The 25605-nt window shown below is 38.4% G+C and carries 26 protein-coding genes; 25 read left to right on the top strand and 1 reads right to left on the bottom strand.

Translation table 11 applies throughout. The annotated features are described in order from the left end of the window. The first annotated feature begins 45 nt into the window (after positions 1-45). From I8752_RS25665 to I8752_RS25550, 24 genes are all read left to right on the top strand, one after another. On the top strand, positions 46-1266 hold the full coding sequence (locus I8752_RS25665; RefSeq protein WP_214435058.1) for a glycosyltransferase family 4 protein: 1221 nt from the start codon (positions 46-48) through the stop codon (positions 1264-1266). Positions 1267-1371: 105 nt separating this feature from the next. Continuing rightward, entirely contained in the window at positions 1372-2391 is a 1020-nt protein-coding gene (locus tag I8752_RS25660) for a glycosyltransferase family 2 protein (RefSeq protein ID WP_214435057.1), read from the top strand. A gap of 15 nt (positions 2392-2406) precedes the next feature. Then, a complete protein-coding gene (locus I8752_RS25655; RefSeq protein WP_214435056.1) occupies positions 2407-3597 on the top strand; it encodes a glycosyltransferase family 4 protein in 1191 nt (396 codons plus the stop codon). 18 nt (positions 3598-3615) lie between these two features. Then, on the top strand, positions 3616-4749 hold the full coding sequence (locus I8752_RS25650) for a glycosyltransferase (RefSeq protein WP_214435055.1): 1134 nt from the start codon (positions 3616-3618) through the stop codon (positions 4747-4749). A gap of 38 nt (positions 4750-4787) precedes the next feature. Continuing rightward, positions 4788-5720, top strand: coding sequence for an NAD-dependent epimerase/dehydratase family protein (locus I8752_RS25645; RefSeq protein WP_214435054.1), 933 nt, complete (start codon positions 4788-4790; stop codon positions 5718-5720). A 31-nt stretch (positions 5721-5751) separates the two neighbouring features. Further along, the gene (locus tag I8752_RS25640; RefSeq protein ID WP_214435053.1) at positions 5752-6873 is read left to right on the top strand and encodes a glycosyltransferase family 4 protein; all 1122 of its coding nucleotides are present in this window, start codon (positions 5752-5754) and stop codon (positions 6871-6873) included. Positions 6874-6888: 15 nt separating this feature from the next. After that, the gene (locus I8752_RS25635) at positions 6889-8019 is read left to right on the top strand and encodes a glycosyltransferase (RefSeq protein ID WP_214435052.1); all 1131 of its coding nucleotides are present in this window, start codon (positions 6889-6891) and stop codon (positions 8017-8019) included. 21 nt (positions 8020-8040) lie between these two features. Further along, positions 8041-9291 (top strand): glycosyltransferase family 4 protein, encoded by a 1251-nt coding sequence (locus I8752_RS25630; RefSeq protein ID WP_214435051.1) that lies wholly within the window; start codon positions 8041-8043, stop codon positions 9289-9291. A 98-nt stretch (positions 9292-9389) separates the two neighbouring features. Next, positions 9390-10649, top strand: coding sequence for a hypothetical protein (locus tag I8752_RS25625; protein WP_214435050.1), 1260 nt, complete (start codon positions 9390-9392; stop codon positions 10647-10649). Between the two features lie 31 nt (positions 10650-10680). Beyond that, on the top strand, positions 10681-11814 hold the full coding sequence (locus I8752_RS25620) for a glycosyltransferase family 4 protein (RefSeq protein WP_214435049.1): 1134 nt from the start codon (positions 10681-10683) through the stop codon (positions 11812-11814). Positions 11815-11820: 6 nt separating this feature from the next. Further along, a complete protein-coding gene (locus I8752_RS25615) occupies positions 11821-12981 on the top strand; it encodes a glycosyltransferase (protein WP_214435048.1) in 1161 nt (386 codons plus the stop codon). Positions 12982-13054: 73 nt separating this feature from the next. Next, entirely contained in the window at positions 13055-13849 is a 795-nt protein-coding gene (locus tag I8752_RS25610) for a glycosyltransferase family 2 protein (RefSeq protein WP_214435047.1), read from the top strand. 200 nt (positions 13850-14049) lie between these two features. Further along, positions 14050-14910 carry a glycosyltransferase family 2 protein gene (locus tag I8752_RS25605; protein WP_214435046.1) on the top strand — a complete coding sequence of 287 codons (861 nt, stop codon included), beginning with the start codon at positions 14050-14052 and terminating at the stop codon, positions 14908-14910. A 207-nt stretch (positions 14911-15117) separates the two neighbouring features. Next, positions 15118-16473 (top strand): hypothetical protein, encoded by a 1356-nt coding sequence (locus I8752_RS25600; RefSeq protein ID WP_214435045.1) that lies wholly within the window; start codon positions 15118-15120, stop codon positions 16471-16473. 461 nt (positions 16474-16934) lie between these two features. Further along, the gene (locus I8752_RS25595; RefSeq protein WP_214435044.1) at positions 16935-17510 is read left to right on the top strand and encodes a YdcF family protein; all 576 of its coding nucleotides are present in this window, start codon (positions 16935-16937) and stop codon (positions 17508-17510) included. 9 nt (positions 17511-17519) lie between these two features. Further along, positions 17520-18089 (top strand): WcaF family extracellular polysaccharide biosynthesis acetyltransferase, encoded by a 570-nt coding sequence (locus I8752_RS25590; protein WP_214435043.1) that lies wholly within the window; start codon positions 17520-17522, stop codon positions 18087-18089. Between the two features lie 476 nt (positions 18090-18565). Next, positions 18566-19612, top strand: a complete 1047-nt coding sequence (locus I8752_RS25585; RefSeq protein WP_214435042.1) for an acyltransferase family protein — start codon at positions 18566-18568, stop codon at positions 19610-19612. Positions 19613-19653: 41 nt separating this feature from the next. Continuing rightward, positions 19654-19830, top strand: a complete 177-nt coding sequence (locus tag I8752_RS25580) for a hypothetical protein (RefSeq protein ID WP_214435041.1) — start codon at positions 19654-19656, stop codon at positions 19828-19830. Positions 19831-19833: 3 nt separating this feature from the next. After that, entirely contained in the window at positions 19834-20178 is a 345-nt protein-coding gene (locus tag I8752_RS38850; RefSeq protein WP_214435040.1) for a tryptophan 7-halogenase, read from the top strand. Positions 20179-20468: 290 nt separating this feature from the next. Then, positions 20469-20630 carry a hypothetical protein gene (locus tag I8752_RS25570; protein WP_214435039.1) on the top strand — a complete coding sequence of 54 codons (162 nt, stop codon included), beginning with the start codon at positions 20469-20471 and terminating at the stop codon, positions 20628-20630. A 209-nt stretch (positions 20631-20839) separates the two neighbouring features. Next, positions 20840-21175: a hypothetical protein gene (locus I8752_RS37620; protein ID WP_225895905.1), complete on the top strand. Its 336-nt coding sequence runs from the start codon at positions 20840-20842 to the stop codon at positions 21173-21175. A gap of 69 nt (positions 21176-21244) precedes the next feature. Beyond that, positions 21245-21592, top strand: a complete 348-nt coding sequence (locus tag I8752_RS25560) for a hypothetical protein (RefSeq protein WP_214435038.1) — start codon at positions 21245-21247, stop codon at positions 21590-21592. Then, entirely contained in the window at positions 21589-21921 is a 333-nt protein-coding gene (locus I8752_RS25555) for a hypothetical protein (RefSeq protein ID WP_214435037.1), read from the top strand. The genes I8752_RS25560 and I8752_RS25555 overlap by 4 nt, the downstream gene beginning before the upstream one ends. Further along, positions 21854-22057, top strand: a complete 204-nt coding sequence (locus I8752_RS25550) for a hypothetical protein (RefSeq protein ID WP_214435107.1) — start codon at positions 21854-21856, stop codon at positions 22055-22057. Before I8752_RS25555 ends, I8752_RS25550 begins: the two co-directional genes overlap by 68 nt. Before the next feature lie 1173 nt (positions 22058-23230). Here the strand turns inward: I8752_RS25550 and I8752_RS25540 are convergent. Continuing rightward, positions 23231-23527, bottom strand: coding sequence for a hypothetical protein (locus I8752_RS25540; protein ID WP_214435036.1), 297 nt, complete (start codon positions 23525-23527; stop codon positions 23231-23233). Positions 23528-23699: 172 nt separating this feature from the next. On the opposite strand from I8752_RS25540, the gene I8752_RS25535 reads away from it, so the two are divergent. Further along, entirely contained in the window at positions 23700-25550 is a 1851-nt protein-coding gene (locus I8752_RS25535) for an NAD(P)/FAD-dependent oxidoreductase (RefSeq protein WP_214435035.1), read from the top strand. Positions 25551-25605: the final 55 nt, after the last annotated feature.

Raw genomic sequence — 25605 nt, 5'->3', positions numbered from 1 at the left:
ATAGAAAAAATAGAAGACACTCTTCTCTTTGCTTTTATATCATAAATGAATATTCTTCATATTAATCAATATGACATTCTTGATGGTTCTGCCATTGCAGCCCACCGCCTCCATCAAGGTCTACTGAATCAGGGTATTAACTCACGATTATTTGTTGGTAGGGCTACAACTCGTGATGATAGAATTGCTGTAATTCCCGATAAATTCCCTATTGCTACAAAACTCAATCACTTGCTTTGGCATTTAGGTTTGAACTATCTTACTATCCTTAATACTTTTGATATTCCTAAACATAAATTTTATCAGGAAGCAGATATATTAAACTTTCACGATATTCTGGGCGGATATTTTAACTATCTGGCACTTCCTCATTTAACTACAGACAAACCTGCCGTGATGACACTCCACCAAATGTGGAGTTTTACAGGACATTGTAGTTTTAGCTATGAATGCGAACGTTGGAAAATAGGCTGTGGTAAATGTCCTTATCCTGATGAGTATCCACCTATTGGAATAGATAATACTCATTTGGAGTGGAAATTAAAAAATTGGATCTACAATCGCTCTAGCCTGACAATCGTGGCTCCTAGCAGCTGGCTGGCCGAGCAAGCACGGCAGAGTATGCTCAACCGTTTTCCCATTCATCACATTCCAAACGGCATTGATACAGAAGCTTATCAGCCTATAGATTCAGAGCAGTGCCGTTCATTACTTGGTATTCAGCCTGGGAAAAAAGTTTTGATGTTTGGTGCTATCGATCTCAACTATACCCGTAAGGGTGGCGATTTACTATTAAAAGCTATCCAAAGCTTGCCAGAATCGCTTAAAGCGGAAACTGTGTTGCTAATTATCGGTCGTGGTGGTGAGGCTATCTCAAAAGTTGTAGACATACCAACAGTAAATCTTGGCTACGTTAGCAGCGATCGCATCAAATCCATTGCCTTTTCTGCTGCTGATTTATTCATTTTTCCTACCCGTGCTGATAATCTTCCCTTGGTTCTGCAAGAAAGCATGGCATGTGCGACCCCAATGGTATCATTCAAAGTTGGTGGTGTTCCCGATATGGTGCGCCCAGGGATAACAGGCTACTTAGCTGAACCAGACAATGTCCAAGATTTATGTAATGGTATTATTCAACTGTTAGAAGACGAAAAATTGAAGGAGAGCATGAGTCAAAACTGTCGGGAAATAGCTCTTGCAGAATATTCTTTAGAATTACAAGTGAAAAGTTATTTAAAACTGTATATAAATATTTTGCAAAATTAAAACTGAAGAAAAATAATACAAAATTTTAACTTATTTATATCTTTTTCTCTCAAAAATACTCAAAATAATAATTTTACGATGCTCGTATAAATTTAGGTAATTAATATGCAAGTGACAGTAGTTATACCTATATATAATCGTGCCAGAATGCTGGCACAAGCTTTAGAATCACTCAGACAGCAAACTTACAAGGATTTTGTTGTCATTATTTGTGATGACGCTTCTAAAGAAAATCTTCAGGAAGTAGTAGACAAATTTCCAGATGTCAAAATCGAATACCACCGTTATGAAGCAAACGCTGGTCAATTTAGAAATGCTATGCGTGGTTTGGAACTCTGTCGAACTCCATTTATCAAATATCTAGACAGCGATGATTTGCTTTTTCCAGAAGCTTTAGAGAAGCAAGTTAAAGCTCTTCAGGAAATGCCTAATGCAGCCATTTGCTTAGGAGGAATGGTATCTTTTGAGGAACTTCCAGCAAAGAATCAAATTAACGTATTTGATTACACAGATCCTTATATTCCTGAACCAAGAACTCAGAGACAGTGGGCAAGACTTGAAGAATATAGAGGCTCTAATCCCAGTGCTTGTATGTATCGTACCGAGTGGTTTCGCAATCTTGGAGGCTTTAACACTGGTCTAGTTGGCATAGCAGATTGGGAGATATGTGTTGCTTTATCCTCAAAATATCTTGTTACCGCTGTTAACGATCCTGTTTGTGCTTATCGGATGCATACTGCTCAGATAACACAAAATTATTCTGTGAATTCCAATGCAGTGCTAATCAAAGATGTATTCTGGTTGACTTCCAACGCTAATCCTTATCGGGAACGATTAGGTATTCCCTTGTCTCAACAATTTTTCATGCGGCTGGATGTATGCTGGAGAGAACTGCGAATTGCTTTAGTATCGAATCAAAAAAATTTATTACTAAAAAAATGGTGGGAAATTGTTGTTTTAAATAAGATGCTGACACCATTTATTTTTTGTTTTCCTTGGTTTTTTATTTTAAAGTTAATCAGAAAGCCCAAATCACAAGCAAAAATATTTCATAGTTTCAATTTAGAAAAATACAAAAACTCTATTTGTTCTGCCCTCTTTAATGAAAGAGCAATTAGTTTATAAAGTATAAAAAAATATATGAAACTCTGTTGGCTAATTCCTGGCGACAAGAGCGGCGGAATATCTCCTGTCGCTTTGTCTTGTTGTCGGCAAGCTGCTAAAGCTGGATATGAGACAACAATGCTAATGCTTACTCAACCTAGCTGGATGAGTAGTAATGATGATTTTCGAGTATCATCTTTAGGTTTATATGGTTCTGCGCCAGAAACACCAAAAGTTCTGCTGCAATGGTTAAATGAAAATCCCCAAGATGTACTACTTTTTAATGCTTGTGGAGAGTTAGATGCTGTTATTGCCTACTTACCTCCCAATATTAAATGTGTTTTTGTCGTCCACGACACTATGCCTGGCTATTGGCAAAGAGCGGTGGCAGAGGAAGACAATTTAGAGGCGATCGCCGCTGTTTCGGAAACTGTAGCAAGTAAGTTCCGACATCGCTTAAAACAGAAAACGAAACTTTCTGTGATTTACAATGGCTCTGTATTTCCCGAACGGCCAGAATTAAATGTTACGCGCCCAAATAACTTAATATTTCTAGGTGGTGAAAATCCCACAAAGGGAGCATTTGATGTTCTCAAGTTATGGAAACATTTAATTAATTTAGGGTTCGCTGGTAAACTGCACTGGTTTGGTCAGGTGAAACCAGAATTTCAGTCTCGCATTAACCAATTACCAAATTCTGAGCGCATTCATGTTTACGGCCACGTCGAACGCGATCGCATATTTTCCACCGCCGCATCGGCAAAAGTTTTGCTGATGTTAAGTCGCGTTGAACCATTTGGTATGGCTACAATAGAAGCCATGAGTATGGGTTGTGTGCCAGTGGCTTGGGATGTTGAAACTGGTACAAAAGAAATTACTGCGGCGAACAAGACAGGACTGTTTGCTCCCTTAGACAACACTCAAGCCTTAGCTCAACAAGTTTTATCTGCTTGCGACAACTACGAACTTTTTCAGAATGCGGTAATCGAACGCGCCCGTTCTGATTTCGATGAGGCAGTAATGTGGAGAGGTTACGAATCTCTCATCAAACATATTTCCACCCTTGAACCAATTGAAAGAAGTAAAAAAGGTCAACAACCAGCAGCTTATCAAGCTCCTGTCTATCGGTTTCAGCTCCTACCCCCTGGTTTGCGTTCGGCAATTAGAGAATTGATTGGGCGATCGCCTGTTCTTGGCTACTGGCTGCGAGATATGCGTGGGTGGTAAATATATTAAAAACATACTATGGGAAAACTCAGTTTTCTATTTTTAGCAGCAAATAGTCCTTGGACTTATGGTCTAGCAGAAGCTTTAGCTCAAAATTATCCGACTCATGCCGTGCAATTTTATGATTGGAGAACTTACTATCCTCATAAACCTACATGGTCTAAAAGAATCCCGCCACCGTTACTAAATCGTTCAATTCATGTATTGCCTAGCGGTTATGCTGGGCGGTTAGAAAAATTATTTAGATTTTATTTACAACAGCTCATCCAAAACTGGTGTCGCCAACTCAACCAGAAATCAGGCGAACATCCTTGGCTGATAGTTCCCCATCCCGATTTTGCTCCTTGGGTACGCAAAATACCAAACGAGCGATTAATTTACTACAACTTTGATGACTATGTTCTTTATCGACCCGACCGTAAAACTAAGATTTTGGAGCAAGAAAAAGAATTAATTGAACGCGCTAGTATTACTCTGTGTGCTTCCAACTCTCAACTGCTGACTCTGAAGAAACGTCACGAGCAAAGTTCCTCCAAGATTCATCATTATCCACACGGATTTGTAAAGACTTACTTAAATTGCCAACCAGAAATCCCTCCAGAACCAATGACTGTGGGTTATGTTGGCAACTTAGGCGATCGCTTAGATTGGCAATTAATTTATCAAGTTATCAAAGCTTGTCCCGAAATCACATTTATTTTTGTTGGCGGTTTAGACGAGCAAATCATGCTAGACCAAGGAAATTGGCAAGCAATCCGCCAAGCAGTGCTAGCATTACCCAATGTTCGTCATATTGGGCAAGTACCGTCCGATAAAGTGGCAGAGTACTACTGGTCTTTTGCAGTCAATTGGATTCCCTACGTAGTAGATCATCCCTTTAATCAAGCATCTTGCCCTACCAAAATTATGGATGGTATTGCTAGCGGTCATCCGGTTCTCAGTACTGATATCCCGGAATGCCGTTTATATCCAGAGTGGATAAGTATCTTTAATTCTGCCGAAGATGCGAGCGATCGCATCCGCAAGCAATTCACCTTAGTAGAAAAGCTTGACATCTACGAAAAAAGCCTCAAGCAACTAGAGTTCGCCCGTCAGCATACTTGGCAAATACGCGCTCAAACTCTAGAGAACTGGCTATTGCAATTATATTAGTAAATAATCAGTATAAATAGTATTTACTTTAGGGTGATATGTCACAATCAAAACTAGTTCTAGTGACAGGAGCAACTGGCTTTATTGGTCGCTACATTGTACGCTATTTTTCCAAGCAAGGTTGGTCTGTGGTTGGTCTAGCTAAAACTTCTCCTGAGAATGCTCCAATAGCCGATCTACAAGCTTATCACTGTCTCGATTTACCCAGTACAGAATTGAATAATTTACTAGATAAATATCATCCCGATCTATTTATTCACTGTGCTGGACGAGCTTCTGTAGGTTTATCAATTACCACTCCTAGAGAAGATTTTAATGCTAATACTGCATTGACCTTTGAAGTGTTGAATTCTTTACGAACCAGCGCTCCTAATTGTCGATTTATTTTTCTCTCTAGTGCTGCGGTATATGGTAATCCTAATTCTATACCTATAAACGAAGATAAAGTTCTAAGTCCAATTTCACCTTACGGATTTCATAAATGGCAATCTGAAAACTTGGTTTTAGAGTTTGCTAGAGTTTATGGTTTATTAAGTGCCAGCATCAGAATTTTTTCGGCATATGGCCCTGGACTGCGGCGGCAAGTAATTTGGGATATTTGCCAAAAAGCTCTTACAGAAAAAGCTGTAAATCTTCAGGGAACCGGAACAGAAAGTCGAGACTTTATTCACGCTATTGATATTGCTAAAGCCATTGAAATTGTTGCTGAATCGGCACAAATGCAAGGTGAAGTTTATAATCTCGGTTCTGGTAGAGAAACAACAATCAAAGAACTAGCAGCATTAGTTATTGATGCGTTGGAATACGATATTCAGCCTCAATTTAATGGTAATATTCGCCTAGGAGATCCACTTAATTGGCAAGCTGATATCAGCAAAATCCAAACTTTAGGTTTTGAGCCTTCTGTTCCTCTCGAAAAGGGAGTGAAAAATTTTGTAAACTGGTGTAAAGCAGAATTACATATAATTTAGATTTTTTATATAAAACTACAATATTGTTAACATGAAAAAGATTTTAATTAGTGGCATTTTAGCAGGAGAAGGGGGAATTCAAACCCATTTAAATTGGCTTGCAAATGCTTTAGAAGAGGAAAAAATAGATACAGCTTTCATTGTCAAAAAGCCTATTGAAGAGCGATCGCGACAATATGCATTCGTGAAGTTCTTTTCCTTTGAGTCTAGTGACGAACAGCAAAATAAATCAATCATTTCATTTTTTCAAAAAATTAATAAAATTAAAACAATTATTGAAGAATTTGCACCAGATGTTTACATTGCTGTCGGCACTGGCTTTTACTCTGTAATACCTGTTTGTTTGGTAAGACATAAACCACGCACGATTTTTCATGAGGTGATGTCAGGTTTAAAGAGTGGTTGGAAAGATCCTCGGTGGATTGTCCGTTGGTACTTTGATGAAGTAGCTGCTCATACACCAACGGTTGCAGCAAATTTTGCCAATTGCTTTGGTTGGAAAAAAGAGATTCCCGTGCTTTCGGCAATACCAGTACCACTGGAAATTGTGACATCATTACCCCAGCCTGTTTATAAAAAAGTTCCTTTAGGACAAGCTAAAGCAGCACTATTCAGCCGTTTAGTTCCTCATAAGAGAGCTTTTTGGCTAGTTCAGCAGTGGGAATCTTTAAAAGATGTACTCAGCGAACTGCACATTCATGGCGGAGGGCCGGAGGAGCCTTTAATACGGGAGTATATTGAAGCACAGGGAATAGGCGATCGCGTCAAATGTTTTGGTCGCTATCCAGAAGGTCAAGCTTATGTAGACCTCATCAGCAGCTACGATTTGACTTTGTTACCGACTCTTGGTGATGAAGGCGCACCGCTTGTGTTACTAGAATCTTTAGCTTGTGGCGTTCCCTTTGTCACCTATGGTGTTGGAGGTATTGCCGATTATGGTGTGGGTAATCCAAATGTAATTATTGTTCCTCCAGAACCCTGGCAAAACGAACAAGCAAATTCTACAAATAACTCATTTATTAATGCTGTCAGAAAAATGCTATTCCAATTGGCAGAAGGAGAGATTAACCAAGTAGAATTGCAAAAATATTATCTGGATAGATATTCCTACTCCGTTCTCAAAAAAGCTTGGCTATCTTATCTGTGTGGTTGAAACGGAGAAATATATATGAAAATTCTGTTTTATTTTGGTGGATTTGCTCCAATTGGAGGAATAGAGACTTTCTGTAAAAATCTTCTCTGTTATCTTCAAAGTCGCAACTACGATTGTCAACTAGTCTGTTGGGGGCCAAATTCTTCTCTACTTCAGTCTATCGAACAAGCAAAAGTTAAAATTGTGCGTAACCCTTGGCAATGGGGTTGTCGATGGAATTTACCAGATTGGCTGTTGTTGCCTCTGGGAATTCAACAAATTAAACAAAGCAATATAGTCTTATTTGGTAAATTATTCCCCGTCGAAATTTTAAAAAGACTAAAATCACAAATTGGTAAGAGTACAAAATTTGTTTATATTACTCCCTATCAACCTTTACCTCCAACCACAACTCCAGAAAAAAACCAACTTTTAGAGGCACTAAATCTATTCGATTTAATCTTAGTACAAGCATCTGCATTTACAGAAGATTTACATCAAATTGGCTATCAAGGACGAGTTGAGGTTATTTCTTATATTCCCCAGCAGCCTAGTAATCTCAAACCATTGCCAGCAAACGAGCAACTAAGAATAGGCTTTCTCGGTAGACTCGTAGAAGATAAAAATATTCCCTTGTTACTAGAAACCTTTCGTTGCTTTCAAGAAAAATACTTACAAACGTCTATTGCTGATAATAAGCAAAAGCAAAAACCTAGCCTGCATCTATTTGGTGATGGTCATTTGCGAGAACAGCTAGAACAGCTAACCCAAAACCTTGGTATCGCATCTTCTGTGGTCTTTCACGGCAGCATTCCTAATAATGAAGTAGAAAATGCGATCGCCTCATGTCACTTATTTGCTTTTACTTCCCGTACAGAAGGCCAATGTTTAGCAGCTTTGGAAATTTTGGGTTGTGGTAGACCAATTGTGGCTACAAATGTAGGTGCTTTACCAGATATTTTGTCTGATGCTCGTCTGGGTAGAATAGTGAAGTCTACTAATGCCAATGAATTTGCCGATCGCTTGATGGAAATAGCGAAATTAATAGAGCAACAGTCTATATCACCAGACACGATTCGTTCGGCTTATCTAGAAAGATATGCTCCGGAAAATCTGGGCGATCGCTACGAAAAAATCTTCAATTCTTTATCACCCATGAATTCATAATTTTATAATTTTTATTTATACATGAATAGTAAACCTAAAGTTTTAGTAGCACAACTCGGTGCTAGAAAGCATTATCAAGAACCTCTACTATTTCATCAATGGGGTATTTTAAATACCCTTTACACTGACTTCTACTCAGGACATAACGTACTAACTAATTTATTACGTCATCCTCACCTCTATAACCGTCTTCCCAATTTTTTAAAAAAAGGTTTAGAACGCCACGAGCCAAATCTTAAAGGTGCAAAAATTATCCATTTTCCTATATTTGGCTATAGTTATGTCAAAGCTCTCAACAAAGCTTCACCGCAAAAAGCATCAGAAATATTTATAGAGGGAGGAAGAGAATTTTGCCAGCGTATTATTAAACATGGTTTAGGAGAAATCGATACTATTTATGGATTTAATAGCGCGTGTCTAGAATTATTTGAATATGCCAAATCCTATGGAATTCGCTGTATTTTAGATCAAACCCTAGCTGATTACTCACTTGTACATGAACTTTTACTAGAAGAAGAAGAACGTTGGCAAGGATGGTCATTAACGCCTTTCACTGTTAGTGATGCTGATTTAGAACTGATGCAGCGAGAACATCAAGAGCAAGACTTAGCAAATCGTATTATTTGTGGTTCTAATTTTGTGAAAGACTCTCTAATAGCTAGGGGAGTAGATAGTCATAAAATATCTGTTGTACCATTAGGTCGCCTCAAAAATGAAAAATCAATACGGCATCAACCTCTCACCCAAACCCCACGAGAGCAAGGAGACGAGTTAAAAATTTTATTTGTCGGTTCAGTTGGACTGCGGAAAGGAATTCCTTATTTACTGGAAGCTCTACGCCAGATGAAAGGAAACATACCTTTTACTTGTAAAATTGTCGGCTCTTTGGAAATCAAGCCTGAGCGTATTGCTGAATACAGCGATGTCTGCGAATTTCTAGGAAGAATTCCTCGCTCTCAAGTCAAGGATTTATACACTTGGGCAGATGTCTTTGTGCTACCTTCAATATGTGAAGGTTCGGCAATGGTGACGTATGAGGCATTAAGTTCAGGAGTTCCTATTATTACTACTTACAATTCGGGTTCTATTATTAGAGATGAAATAGATGGTTTTATTATACCTATAAGAAATATAGAGGCTATTGTTGACAATTTAATAAAAATTTATGTAAAAGGTAATTATTTTCAAAACATAGCTAATAATCAAGAATATTTAAAAGGTATACTGCAAGAATCAGAGAATCATTTCCAGGAAGTTATGATGTCGCAGTAATTTTGAGTTAACTTAATATACTTACTGAAATTTTTAAAGAATTTATTATATATAAATAACTATGTTGAAATATTATAAAGTTTTTTGTTTTTACTTTTATGGTTGAAATCTATCAATATTTGTTGATTAGCATCTGTATAGGTTTATTAGGTTGGGGAATAATTCGCGTAGAAAGAATTTACCAATATCCATTTTTCATGGGTAGTATGTTTACTTCTTTTGTGCTGCCTCAAATATTTTCCTTAATTCATAAACCTGGAGCAGTCAGTCAAGAAGCTTTAGAAAGGGTAATATTAGTATCATGTTTGTGCGCTGCTACTTGTTGGATAGGGTACGCAAGTAAACCAAGTAAAAAATGGTTAGCAAAGTTAAATGTTCCCATCGACGAAAGCAAGTTATTTAAAGCTGGGCTAGTGCTGATGGCTCAGGGACATTTGTTTAATTTTTTACTTTCTCGTACAGTTGTTCAACGCGCGGACAATGGTGGTACCTGGACAGGGCCAGCTACTATATATCTATTTTTTTCTCAAGTTACCAATATTGCTTTTGGGATTTTTCTATTACAAGCATTAAAACGACCTAAACCAATTACTATTATTTGTACGCTTATATCGGCTTGGCCTTTAATATCTAGCATTCTTGTCGGACGTAGACAAGGTACTATGACATTTATCATCATCATAGGTCTTTCATTTTACTTAGTTCGCCGTTATGTACCTCCCAGAGTTTTAGTCGTCACAGCTATACTGATGATGACTTTGATTATTCCTGCACTAGGTGTAATCCGAGGAGAATTTTGGAATTTACTCTTTAGCGGTCAATGGCAACAATTATCATCGATTATTCAGTCAGCGTTTGAATTTCAACAGAGTGGTGACATCTTAGAAATGAGAAATGCGGCATTATTAATGGATGCAGTGGAAAAGACTGGTTTGTATGGATATGGGTCTGGATGGTGGGATAGTATTATATTTCAATATGTACCAGGACAAATTGTCGGACAGACCTTTAAAGAATCTCTACAATTTCACCTCTTAGACTTTGATTTACTACAAAAGTTATATGGTTATACAGTTCCTACAGGTTCAACAATAACTGGTATAGGAGACTCATTTATGGAATTTAGTTTCCTTGGGTTTCTGATTTTTGGAATAATAGGGTATGTATTTAAAACTCTTTGGATCTCATCTTTGTATTATCAAAGTACTTATAGTAGATTACTTTATATGGGATTAGTTAGTCCAGCAATGGTGGGGTTAACACATGGTATAGGAAGATTTTGGCAAGAGGGAATATTTCAAGTTTTTTTCGTAAGCGCAGCTATTTATTATTCTCGAGTTAAATATAGATTTAAATAGAGTTTTAAACATAAAACACTAGGATATATCAATGAATATTAGTGTTGGTATTTTATTTTCTAACTATGGGCCTTATCATCTTGCTAGAATTGAGGGATTGGTCGATTATTCTGAAAAACTTCAAAATCAAATAGTTGCTATAGAGTTAGCACGTTCCGAAGAACAATATCCATGGAATACAAAAATTGATAACCTCAATTTTTCTTTCGTTTCAGTAATTCCAGATCGGTCTCTTGAAAAAACTAATATTTTTTATCTACTAAAAAAACTTAATAACGTACTTAATGCAGTTAATCCGAATGCTATAGCAATTGCTGGTTATTTTCAACCTGCAATGCTGTTTACATTGATTTGGTGTTTATTGCATCGCAAATCTGCAATTCTCCTTTCAGAAACTACTGAAAATGATGTTTCTCGCTCTTGGTGGCGGGAGGCGATCAAAAGTTGGATCGTCAAAAAATATAAATCTGCTTTGGTAGGAGGACAGCCGCACAAGCGATATTTAATTAAGTTAGGTATGCCTCCAGAAGCAATATTTTTAGGTTACGACGTAGTAGGCAATAATGCTTTTAGTCCAGATAAGATTAAGCATCTGCCCAAGCCTATTGAAAAACCTTTCTTCTTAGCAATTAATCGCTTCATTCCCAAAAAAAATCTTTCATTCCTGATCTCATCTTATGCAGCTTACTGTCAAATGCTTGGAGACAAGGCTTGGGATTTAGTTATTTGTGGTGATGGTCAACTACGTCCCCAGCTAGAACAACAGATTGGTGAATTGAGCTTAAAAAATTATATTCACCTACCTGGTTTTCTTCAGCAAGACCAACTCTTTCCTTATTTTGCTCATGCAAATTGCTTTATTCACGCTAGCATTCAGGAGCAATGGGGATTAGTAGTTAATGAAGCAATGGCAGCAGGCAAGCCTATTCTTGTCTCTAATCGTTGTGGATGTTTTGAGGATTTAGTTTTAGAAGGTATTAATGGGTTCGGTTTCGACCCGGAAAATCAAAATCAATTAACACAACTTATGGTTAAAATCAGCTCAGATGAAGTGGACTTACAAGCAATGGGTAAAGCTTCATTGGAACACATTCAAAAGTTTTCTCCCAATTACTTTGGTCAAGGCTTGATGCAGGCAGTTGAATACGCTTTGATGCATTGTTAATTGTTTATGAAAATTTTAATAGTTATTCCTGCCCTTGGCCCTGTTTATGGTGGCCCAACCAAGAGTGTAATCGAGCTAGCTCAAGCATTAGGTAATCGGGGGATAGATATTGATATTGTAGCCACAACTGCCAATGGTTCTACTAGTATGGATGTCCCGATTCTCACTTGGATTAGGGAAAAGTATTATCGAATTCAATACTTTCCTTATTGGAATTTTCTCGATTATAAAATTAGTTTGTCTCTAACTAAATGGTTATTTAAAAATGTAACTAATTACGACTTAGTACACACTAACGCTGTTTTTTCTTATCCTGTTTTACCTGCTCATTGGGCTTGTCAGAGACACAAAGTACCTTACATTATGACTCCTCATGGGATGTTAGAACCTTGGGCGCTAGCTTATAAATCTGGCAAGAAGCGTTTTTACTTTGCTTTGCTGGAAAAGCCAGCTTTCCAACGTGCAAGTGCTATCCAAATGTTGGCATCTACGGAGGCTAAAAGGATAGAACCGCTTCAATTGAAAGCGCCTTTAGTAGTTGTTCCTAACGGAATTCATCAGCAAGATTTTGAAACACTACCCAATCCAGAGCTTTTTTATCAACAATTTCCTCAAACTCGCAATAAAACATTAATTTTATTTTTAGCGCGGATCGATCCCAAAAAAGGACTAGATTTACTTGCCACTGCCTTTGCGAAAGTTCATACTCAATTTCCTCAGACTCATTTAATTATTGCAGGGCCTGATAATATCGGCTTTTGTGAAACTGCTCAGAATTACTTTGCTGATGCAGAATGTTTGAATGCTGTCACGTTTACCGGAATGCTTTCTGGCTCTCTCAAATATGCTGCACTTGCCGCTGCTAGTCTCTATGTTGCGCCTTCATATTCCGAAGGCTTTAGCGTATCTGTGTTAGAAGGAATGGCTGCAAAATTGCCTTGCGTTATTACTACAGGTTGCAATTTTCCAGAAGCAGCAATAGCTAATGCAGCTCTTGTGGTTGACATTGATGCCGAGCAAATTGCTAACGCTTTGAGTAGTTGCTTAAAAAATCCGCAACAGGCAAAGGCAATGGGCGATCGCGCTCGTGAATTTATATTTGAAAAATACACTTGGGAAAAAATTGCTTACCAAATGCAACATGTTTATATAAGTATCATCCAATAAAAACCTTTGCCTACGCTTTATTGAATCAGATTTTTGGAAGTTAATTATATTAAGTTAATTATAAATAAACCTTATGTATTTTTTAGAAAAAATTACTCCTTTAATTCTTACCTATAATGAAGCACCTAATATTAGTCGCACTCTCCAATGTCTTACATGGGCAAAACAGATTGTGGTGATTGACAGTTATAGTACAGATGAAACTTTGAATATTTGTTATTCCTATCCTCAAGTACAAGTTTTCCAAAGAAAATTTGATTCTTTTGCTGGACAGTGTAACTATGGTTTAGAAAAAATTGTATCTGAATGGGTACTATCTCTAGATGCTGATTATGTCTTAACTAATGAGCTAATTAATGAAATTAAAACACTACCAGAAGAGGCTGACTTAAATAGCTACAGCGCCAAATTTAAATATTGCGTTTTTGGTAAACCTTTACGTGGCACTTTACTTCCACCCCGTAAAGTTCTTTATAGAAGAGAAAAAGCAACTTACAAAGATGATGGACACGCTCATCGAGTTTTGGTAGAGGGGAAGTCGAGAATACTCCTTGCCTATATTCATCACGACGATCGCAAATCCTTGAGCCGTTGGTTCTGGGCACAGGATCGCTACATAGCTATCGAGACTAAGAAGATACTAGAAACTCCAGTCAGCGAACTGAGTTTGAGCGATCGCATTCGCAAACAAAAAATCTTCGCTCCTTTCATCATCTTGATTTACTGCTTGATTCTCAAAGGCGGTATTCTCGATGGTTGGCATGGTTGCTACTATGCATTCCAGCGTGTTTTGGTAGAAATTCTGCTCTCCATTCGTCTAATAGAGTCGGAAAAATTGCAGTACACAGATTCCAGTACAAAACAATAGTTTTTAATAAAAATACTTATATTTGACACGGCGATCGCTGCTCTGTAATCCTTGTACGCTCGATATTTGAGCGAATTCCGGTATCAAAAATTAAGTCAGTAGGTATTAGTGAAGATATATGTAGAAATTTTAAGTTTATTAACTAATAAATTAAATTAATAGAATTTTCACTCCTAGCCAAATTAATTCAAAATTTCCTTATGTTCCACACTGTTATTATCCCCTCAGCCAAACGCCCCCAGATACTTCACGAAACCATTGCTTCCATGCTTCAACAGCAGACTCCTGCTGACCAGATCCTGATTACTGTTGCCGATAAATCCTACGTCTTGCCTGAAACCCTTGCTTTTCCTAAAGTTCAAATTGTGCTTGCCCGTCCCGGATTATGTCAGCAGGTCAATGATGCTATTCCCTACATCGACTCTTGTGCCACTTTTGTTTCGATTCTTGATGATGATGTTGAACTTGCTCCGGATTACTTCACTCATGCTCGTATTTTTAGTGAAGAACACCCCGAAGTTGCGGCTTTTAGTGGTTTTTTAGTTCGTAACGGCAATGTAGAACGCTCTGAAGGACGCTCTCTACTCCTTTCTTTTACTGACGAACCCGATCGCTCCTTTGAGATCCAATCTACAGTTTACGGCTGTAATATTAACACTCGCCCTGAAGTTCTCCGAACAGTCAAATTTGACGAACGCCTTCCTCTCTACGGATGGCTCTGCGATGCTGATTTTGGTTTTCGCTGTAGAAAATTTGGCATTTGCGTCAGCTATAACGCCTGTCGTCTCGTTCACCTCATGACCTCTTCCGGGCGAATCTCCGGTACTCGTATGGGATTTGCCCAAATTATGAATCCTTACTACCTTTATCGCAAAGGTGTTATCCCCTTTTGGGAAGTGCTTCAGAGCCACTGGTTAATTGCTACTCGTAACAATCTGATCAAGCTATTTTTCCTTGACCAGAAAATAGATCGTCAGGGCCGCCTCAAAGGAAATATCATTGCTTTTTTCATGATTTTACGCGGTCAAATCGAACCAGAATTTATGGAAAAACTTTCTTAAAGTTAATATAAAAATTACGTAAAGTTAAGCCTTTGCGGCTTTTTTATTAGAATAAAATAGTGGTAGTATCAGCCTAACAGCTACATAGTGCAAATACTGCCCTAAAAATTACAAATTGTTACGGTTCCCGTTGTATGGTTTATAGTGACATTGTTCCAACTATCAAACCACAGGTTGCCGTTTTTTTGTATTTTTTTAGGAGCAACTATGAATCGAAGGCTGCGTTTATTGAGCCGTTTCGCGATCGCGATTGGTGTCAGCTTGCTCGTTGTCGTTATGCAATTACACATAACACCGAATTTCGGGCAAGCCCCAACCGCGTCTGCGGCGGTTCCTTATCAGCTTCCTCCAAGTAGTGCGAAATTGAGTTACTCATACGGTTTGTGGACACCAACTAAGTTTGATACATGTCCCAAATGGTTGCATGATACTTACTGGGTGTACGGGCCAGACAACAAGGTGTATCCGACTTGGCATCCACCAACCGACACCGATCCAAATACTGGCAAGACTTGTACCTATGGACACGAGCATGGAAGAAATCCCAACTCATCAAAACTCGTCTCCTGGGGATTGCCTTTTGGATATGTCAACGAACAACTCTCTCTAAGCGACCCACAGCATCCTCGCCATGAAGATCATGTTGGTCACAAAATTGAGTGGAAGAATGACGTGAGAGTAGGTTTACCGGGTGGAGGCACAGGTCCCTTGTGCCAAATACTAGTCAAACTTCATCAGGGCACTCATTCAAAAGATGCATTCACTAACAACATGCACGAACTCTTCTACTACGTCAGTTGTGACAATGGGGCGAAGATTAAATGGCAAGGAATGCATTTATTTGGTGGGGCAGGCAAATTTAGTGGTGTATGTGGAGGAGAAAAGACTCTTGGTTACTTCGATCCAACTACCTCACCTACTATAGACAATGAAAGCGCACGCATTATCCCTGATAAACAGTGTCTGGATAACCTTGTTGCTAAAGTTAAACAAGGACAAAATGCATCCACCGAATACTACAAAAATTATTTTGAAGATTGGACAGCAGGATTTATCCACGGACTCTACCGCAAAAATGACGGTCAATTGCTAGACCACTACGGTCAAGAAGGGTTTAACCGAAATTACTCTAAGCTCTTTGACATGACTGCCGGTACTTATTTTAGAGTGTCAGTACCAAGCCGTTACTTCGATCCGACCAAAGTAGATAACTTAGGAAGACGCATTGACATGTGTTCTATTCCGGAAATTGCCACTTTGCAAGGCGATTGTATATACGTGAACAACTTACTCAAGGCAGGTCAGAAAGTCACATGGGACGATCCGCGATCTCCGTTTAATGGAACTACTCGCGTAGTACATTTTGATTGGGTTGCCGTTCGTAATAGTACAAATACGGATACGTGGTATAGTAACGCTATGGGAACCATAATTAGATCGCAACCCGATGCTTCCAAAGGGATTACTATTCAACAAACCATCTCCAAAACGCGCGATGCCATGTATTACTTTGGGAATCAAGAGGGCAATTTTGATGCAGATGGTGTCCATGCTCCGAATTAAACATAGGCTTTGAATAGAACATCACAGCAGATCCCATAACTATTAACATTCATGCATTCGCACCACTAAAAAATTATCACGTCCGTCCTGTAAGGTCATAAATTTATTAGACCGCATAGCAAAGCAGACTACCCTGTAAATTCGCCTTAAGGTATTTTTCAAGAGTAGCTGTCGCAAGGGCATCTAACAGCCGTAGATATTCTGCTAGTTCGCCTTTAGGAGTTCTCAAAAAGTACGCTATCTATAGTCTAACGAAATTATGAGCATGTAGCCGGACGCGATCGGCTAAGTGCATTAAGAAAGCATAAATATTTGTAGTGGTTTTGGCTGTAAACCTATGACTGTTGACTGTTAGTGGTCAACAGTCTACTTTAGTAAATATGCAATTTTCTTGACATCGAAACTAATGACAAAAACGCTAGTTCTGTAAATTTTTGGTTAAAGAGGAATTTGTTGATTCTGTGAAGCAATTTTTTCACCTAATTAGAAGATATTGGATTTTTGCTCTCACAGGTTTTATCCTCACTTTGGTGCTGATAATTCCCCTGCGTTTGGCAATAGCATACACTCACGCACCCCAACCTCAAGCTTTTTTTACTTTAGGTGGTGAGCCAGCTAGAGAGCAATTTACTGCCGAACTAGCCCAGTGGTATCCATCTTTAGAAATTTGGGTGTCTTCTCCCCCAGTTCCGGAGAAAACACGTAAAACTTTTCAATCCGTGGGTATTTCGCTTAAAAAATTACATATTGATACTCGTGCTGTTGATACTGTAACTAACTTCACTTCTCTAGTGGGTGACTTTAAAAAACGACAGCTTCAGCATCTTTACTTAATTACTTCCGATTTTCACATGCCTAGAGCGAAAGCGATCGCTACCCTCGTCTTTGGTAGCCGAGGTATCGCTTTCACTCCACTATCTGTACCATCAGACCGACCCAAAGAAAATATCCTCCACGTTCTTCGCGATATTTCTCGCTCTCTACTTTGGATAGTCACAGGTCGTACAGGTGCTAGTTTTAATCCAGCTATTGATTAACTATAAATTATGCGTTTAGATAGCTATACCCTAAGTACTTATACTCCAGGCGCACCATATTGGAAGCAACTTCTTTGGTATTTTGTGGGGTCGCCCCTGGTTGAGAGTTATTGGTTACCCATATCAGCCATAAAAGTTTTGACACTGCGTTGGTTTGGAGCAGAAATTGGTCAAGGTGTCCGTATTAAACCAGGAGTAAGAGTAAAGTTTCCTTGGCGGTTAACTGTTGGTGATTTTGTTTGGCTGGGAGAAGATACTTGGATCGATAACCTAGCTCATGTCACTATAGAAAACCATGTTTGCCTATCTCAGGGAGTTTATCTCTGCACTGGTAATCATAACTGGAGTCATCCCAATTTTGAACTGATTACTGCTCCAATCCAGATTCAGGAAAGTAGTTGGATTGCAGCAAAATCAGTAATTGGCCCTGGAGTAACTGTTGGTCGGGGAGCAGTGCTGACTTTGGGTGGAGTTACTGGACGTTCCTTAGAGCCAATGACAATTTATGCAGGTAATCCCGCTCAACCTATCAAGCAACGAAAACTTGAAAACTTAAGTTCGCATTCAGCAAATAGGTAAAAAACTTTTTTATCAGATAAGTCTTTCAGGTATTGATATAAGCTGGCGATCGCAATGCTAATATCCTGATGCTAACATCCTATAGCAATTATGAATTGAGGACTTATTAACGCCATATATTATTATTTCTAAAGCGATCGCATCCATACTGAAAAAATGAATATTTGCGCGTTTATCAATTTCAATCATAAAGCCAGAATCCTGACACGGGCTATTTATGATGAAATCCTAACAAAAAAATTTTGAGATTGAGAAAAAATCCCTAGATTTAGGCTTAAACACGCTTAATCTAGGTTAATTATCATAAAATTAGTTTAAAAAAAACCTTTTAACTACTATCTGAAAAGTGCATTTAATTATATTCTTTATATTAAATGAAAAATTCTGATATTCTATCTTTTTACACTTAATCGACATAGTGTAATCTGTCAGATTTTTCTTTGATACAAATATATTCAAAATATAGAAAAGCTTCAATGACAAGCCAGAAAATTACCTACATCTATGCATTGGATGGACTCAGAGGAATTGCCACATTAATGATCGTCTTTTTTCATTTTAACTGGCAACTTTTTAATCCTTTATTAGTTAAAATTGCAGTTTTTGGTCAAACAGGTGTGGATCTTTTTTTCGTACTTTCCGGCTTCTTAATCACTAGAATTTTACTTAATACAAAATCTCATGATAATTTTTTTAAAAATTTTTATATTAGACGATTGTTAAGAATATTTCCTTTATATTATGGTTTTCTCATAATTACTTACTTTATTTTACCACTGTTTAAAATAGGTGATATACCACCGTTAAGTCATCAGCTATGGTATTACCTTTATATGCAAAATATTCCCGCTACATTTATAGGTTTTAGCAGTAGTGGGCCTGGGCATTTTTGGTCGTTAGCAATTGAAGAACACTTTTACTTTTTTTGGCCAGTTCTCGTATATTTATTACCAACAAAGCGATTAATATGGGCTGCTACTGGAATTATTTTATTATCAATAGTTGTCCGCATTGTGTTAATCAATTTTGATATAGGAGTATTTTTCTTTACTCTATGTAGATTTGATGCATTAGCTATAGGTGCATTACTTGCATATTTTGAGTATACAAATAAGCTGATATCTTACAGAAAGTATTTTTTAAATATAGGAGTTTTCTCTTTTGTCTTACTGCTAATTAGCTGGCTATTTACTGGTGGTCAACATCTGGATTGGTTACAAGTTGTTAAGTTTACAATTATAGCTGTTTTTTATTTTTGTGTTGTAGGTTATGTAGCAATTCAATATCCTCACAATTTGATATCTCGAATTGTTGGGAATCGTTTTTTTGTATTTACTGGTAAGATCAGTTATGGCTTATATGTATTTCATCCTCTGATTTTTACTTTCATTCAAAATCAGAATTATAATTTTTATGTAACTCTTTTGCTTTCTATTTCATTCAGTTATTTAACTGCATATGTAAGCTATGTAATGTACGAGAAACCTTTCTTAAAATTAAAACGCTACTTTGAGTATGTTTAAGAATATATTGGAGATGCTTGAGGTTTAGTTGTTATTTTAGAATGTGGGATGCTCGTACCTTGCATCTGTTGGGTATAATACCAGAGCAATTCAAGCTTATCGAAGATGTTCGCAACTTAGCAAGTGATGAAGATATTCAAAAGTGGAAAGATGCGATCGCCCAACAACTTACACAAATTGAAGATGAGATTTGTTTAGTGAAACTGCAACGTATTTGAAAGATGCCGATAGTGGAGGTCTGGCTAGGATTGTTGCTAGGTAGTTTTACGCTACAACAAAGGGAAGATTTTTATAGCGATCGCAACGTCTGGGTTATTGCAAATTTCTGGTACTTGGCAATAAGTTGGTCAGGCAAAAGTACGTGCATCACTAAATTTAGCTTATACGCTAGAACGCAGTCCTTTTTATCTCACCATTATAGTAATCTTTGTCCAACTCCTAAGTTAATTGATGCAACCAATCGGTATATTGCTGATTTATGGGATAAAATTTGTGATTTCTTAACTATCCATTTTAAATTTAATCACAGGTTAGACACTCCTTTCTGGAAGCATTGTCAAGAATAAACCGATTTGGGTTCTTTGCAAAGTCTTGTAGAACTCTATCAAGATAGTGGAATTTGTCACGCGATCGCTCAATTAATTCCTAAATCAAGTATCTTTGAAATATATGGATATTAACTCTTTTATGCGGACAACAAGTCTCCGTCCAGGGTTCTCAGGTTGTCTTCTGTAATGGTATAAATCTGGTTGCTCAACAAGAGCTTCTGAGCTTCACAGAAGTAATTGGTACTAAAGATATTAGCGAAATACATATACCAGCGATCGCTCACAATTATGTAAAAGCACCACCAAATGTGGAGTACAAAGCAGTAGGTATCGATATTAGAGGTTACATTACTGCAAATCAGTTAAGTGGAGAAGCAGGGGTACAAAAGTTTATGAATACCTTGCTCGCTTCAGCTCCTTGGCAGGAAGTAGGTAATGCACCTGTGAAAAAGGTGGAGACTGGGATTTAGAAACTAAAATTGGTGCCATTGAAACCAATTTAGCTTTTTCAGATAATGCGATCGCCACATATGATTCCGTATTCGCTTCAATTTCGGGGAATATCAGTGGCACAAAGTCATATGGCACAGATGTAGTTAATCCTGAAGATGTCAGTGTTAGCGGCGATACCGAAAAAGCTGGCGATATCTCTATCACCTCTGAAGATATAGAACATAAATTGGCATATACAATTGATGCGGCAGCCAGCGGCACTGCGATCGATTTTGTGGAGGATGCTCAAGGTTCTAATAAAGCTAGCGGTACAGGTACATCCCACCTATTTAACTACAACCAGCAAGTTCAGACGACAACTACCTTCGATCCTACTGGTACTGGGGTAGTAAATATTAACAATGACACGATCGCGATCGCTAACCACGGTTTCGCCACATGTCAAATTATCAACTACTCCAGTGGTACAGGCGGCACGGCAATTGGCGGACTGACTAGCGGATGGGGCTATTTTGCCATTGTGGTAGATAAAAACACTATCAAGCTAGCTAACACCATATAAGCAGCAGAGAATGGGAATGCTATTAACCTCCTAGCTGGGCCGGCGGGGACTGCTCACAAATTTACCTCCATGAGAAGTCCCATTGAATTCGATCCCTCCGATGATGCGATCGTTGATAGTGCGAAAAACACAATTAAAATTGCCAATCATGGTTTTACCACAGGTCAGACACTCTACTATCAAGTAGATCCGACGGTTTCCACAACTGCGTCCTTGCCTTACAACTTGTCATTTGAACCAGAAACAGCAGTAGATGTAACGAACGACCAAATCACTGTGGAGTCACATGGTTTGCAGACAGGAGATACCGTTACCTACGAGATTGGTTATCTAGGTGAGAGTGCAACTGCAATTGGTGGGCTAACAGCTAGTGCCACCTATAAAGTACAAGTAGTCTACATGGCGCGTACAGCTTGAACAATTTTAAAAATAAAACTCAAGCCTTCATTATTAGGGCAACAGTCACAGCTGGTGATGTGGAACTGAAAGCACTGGAAGATGTAATAGTAGTTTCTGGTTCCATTGGTTTAGCTGGAAATTATGTGACCAACCCAACTGGAGGAGCTACTACAGTCAATGTTGCTGGTTCAGTTTCTCAAAATATTGTTGAAAATACTACAGAGGGATTCTTGCAAAATGCCTCTGTTAATGCTATAAGAGATTTGCAGTTACCTGCTGATGATACCTCACAAATCTGTGCGATCGCCATCTCCCCAAATTCAACAGTTCTTACTGGATTTGGGTAAAGAAAGTGGAGCCGATCGAACTGTGAGTGAGCCGAATGGTGAGCTTGGTCTAACCACTTCTGGAGAAAATGGATCGCCACGCGATCCCCAAGGCGCTCCTCAAGACGATCGCAACACCGCGATTCCTCTAACTTGAGGTGCTAACAGCAACCCGCCAAACAACTCTCACACAACCTTCTCAGTAATTCTTATATTCCTACTTGGGTGTTAAATGAGGCATATCTGCGTTGAATTAAACTCCTGACAACAGGTGAACAGATAGAGAAACCTCTTCCTTGGATTCGAGCAACAGCTTATAACATTATTGGAGAACAGAGTCGAGAATCTAGCAGATTTTTACAGTTTGATGAAAACATAATTGAATCTCATGTAAATTCAACGATGTGACAATTAAGCCAGATAATACTGGCTATGTTAGCAATGAGTAGCTGAGTAACCATGTTGGGTATATCGCGGTGGGCAGGAATGGGCAGTAGTTATCGGATGATTTTAAGATTCTTTCATACAGTAATACCTTGAGCTACATTGTTTTGGTTATTCTTTCGTAAGCATTTCAAGAATAGAGGCTACTTGTTTTTTGAAGGTTAAAGGATATTTAAATAGATATTAATAATTGAATTTATTCTTGATTTACTAAGCGTATAAAACAAAGATTGAGCTTTAAATTCTGCTCGTAATTAAAATTTTATACTTAGTTCATTAATACATTTTATACTTATTAAAAATAAGACGTGGTTTTGCTTAAAGAAGATAAATATATAATATTTTCCTACCAATTCCACGTAAATAGAAGCAAATATGCTTAATTTATTTACTCTCAAGGCGTGAATTTTTTCAGTATTATAACTTATATAATGTAAAAATTTTTACAATAATTACTTAATTTTAAAATATCTTGTTCTCTGGTTATAATTCAGTGATAATTATCTTTTTCTTAAATCAATCTTGCATAATTATTAATGAATTAAATAATTATTACATAGTTAGTTAAAGTGTAATTTATTAAGTAAACTTTTGTATCATATTCAAAATTTGGGATGTGAATGTATTGACTTATAAGATGACAAACATATAACATTACGGTCGTGATCTAGTTAAGTGTGGAATAAATTAATCAGATCATTAAAACAATAAATTTTCCTTTTTATCCATACTGACTGTCTGATATATCAATAATTCGTGTAAATATTGCACAAATCCTGATTGTTGTGGTCAAGCAGAAATTAAACTGGTCAAAAAAGGAATCGTTCGCAAGCCTATAAAACCACTGCTGTTTACAAATACAAGGAAGATATATATTAGGAATTCCTCAGATCCACATATAAGCTAGGCAGAATAGCAAGTGAAACATTACTAATGGTTCATTGTGAGGTAAAAGCCGAGATAAATAGAAGGCAATAGTAGTCTGCCAAAGCAACTTTGATAGCTTAAAATCTTCTGTATCCCAGTCTCGTTGCGTTACCATACCTAATTCGCTGCCTTGTGCAATTTGGATGATTACTTGACTTGGTGATTGGTCTGTTAAAGTTCTAATAAAGCTCTTAGAATGACAACTTTGATTCGTAGGTTTTGCCTGTTTGAATCTGCATTTTGAGGTTGGAAACATACACTGCAACTACATATTACGCTGTCCATCTAGTGTGAGGTTTTATTATGTGAATCTGCAATCAAGAGGACTTTGTTGCATTGGCTTGTTGTACCGAGCAAGCAAGGCTCACATGTATTTAGAAGAAAATGTTTTCTAGCAAAAACTTAAACAAGTTAGTAAGGAGTTACAAATGTATAGCGTCCAGACACAAGAGTACGATGTTGTAATCATGGGTGCGGGTCTTGCTGGCAACTGCCAGGCTCGACACCTACTGCTTAACGTTCCAAATATCAAGATTGCCTTAATCGATCCCCGCCCCGAAGAGCGCACAGAAAAAGACCTGAAAATTGGTGAGTCAACAGTCGAAGTTGCTGCTCTGTTCATATGTAAGGAGTTAGGCCTTTATGAGTACGTGATTGAGAACCACCCACCTAAGTTTGGACTGAACTTCCATTGGCCTAAAGACCCGGCCAAAACCAAAACTATCGACGACTACTATCACATCTGGACTAACCGACAACCTCCTATGACCGCCACTCAGTTAAACCGCGCCAAATTCGAGCGGGATTTGCTGAAGATGAATAAAGATATGGGTGTAGTCTTTTATAACGGTCGTGTGGTTGACGTGGATCTGACACCAGGTGATGCCCTTAAGATCGTCAAGGTCAAGGTCGGTACTGAGTCTATGGAACTCAAGGCCAAGCACGTAATTGATGCTGCCGGTCGTAAGTTTATTATTGGTCGCAAGACAGATAATGTCTTGTTTGGGCCGGATAATCTCTGTGGGATCAATACTGGTTCAGCATGGGTGCGCGTTAAAAATATAGACCGCACCATCTTCCACGATGGTTACGATCCAGCCGGTGCTTCATGCAGTCATTACTATGCCACAAATCACTGGTTTGGGCATGGTCACTGGCTGTGGATGATTCCGACTGACACCCAATCGATGGAGTTGTCAATTGGGATCGTGCAACATCATGACGTAATTCCGGCTGAGAGCATCAATACCCAAGAGAAGTTTTACGCTTTCTTGAAGGCGAACCATAATATGCTCTATCAGTTGCTTAACAGTGGTGAGAACATCGACTTCCACTATTGGCCAAGGCTGGCACACACTAGTAAAACGATGTTCTCTCCAGACAACTGGTATGTGATTGGTGATGCTGCCTGTATCTTTGATGCTTTCTATTCAATGGGATCGTCGATGACTGCATTTGCCGTTGAGAGCGTAACAGAGATTATTCGTGCCAAGTTGGCAGGTGAGGCTGATGCAGAGGAGAAGCGGTCTGCTTACAACGAGTTCAATCTCATACAAACGGGAGGCATCAACCAACTCATGAGCAATCATGCCAAGCAGCTAGGTAATGCTAGCGTTATGAGTTGGCGGATTTACTTTGAATATATGTTGTGGTTCGGGATAGTTGTACCTTTGTATGTTGGTAAATGGCATTTGAATCTGACGTTCATCAATAGTTTCATGAAGGTCTATCGCGACACTGTCACCGGACTATTCGTTGATGTGTACAAACAGTTCAATCAATTAGTAGATCGGGGATCAAACATTGGATTTATGGACTGCTATCGGGCAGATCAGTTGCTTGGTGACTATAACACGCTGATGCACTTCGATCATTTCTTGGAGAACGCCAAGTTTGAGCCTTGGCGATGCAACATCTTTGCTAGTCTGAAGTACACCCACTTCTACTTCGCCATCTGGTACATGAAGTTACAGTGGAAGGGCTTTGGACTCCCTGGCTTGTTGGCTCCACGACACCTCTACCACTTCTTCCGATTGTTAATATTGGCAGTCTACATTTCTATAAGCGAGTTGGTCTATAAACACAAGATCAAGGGCGTGCCAACCAATAGCCAAGTAGCCAAAATGCGCCAAGACTTCACAAGTTACCGCTACCAGTCTGAGCTACAGCCTTGGGACGAGGGCGTAGTTAATTTACCTGTGCAGAACCAGAAGTCCACTCACCAACAGTTAAACGATCGAGAGATAGCAAAAGTTCAAGAACTATCAGTATCGGGTTGAGCTTCCGTCTTAGCTTCAGGGCATAAGGTTTCCAGGACTTATGTACAAGTCATAG

The organism is Dendronalium phyllosphericum CENA369 (genome assembly GCF_016056275.1).
Lineage (GTDB): Bacteria > Cyanobacteriota > Cyanobacteriia > Cyanobacteriales > Nostocaceae > Dendronalium > Dendronalium phyllosphericum.
The sequence above is the reverse complement of the archived record's forward strand: the minus strand, read 5'-3'. Positions and strand labels throughout refer to the sequence as shown.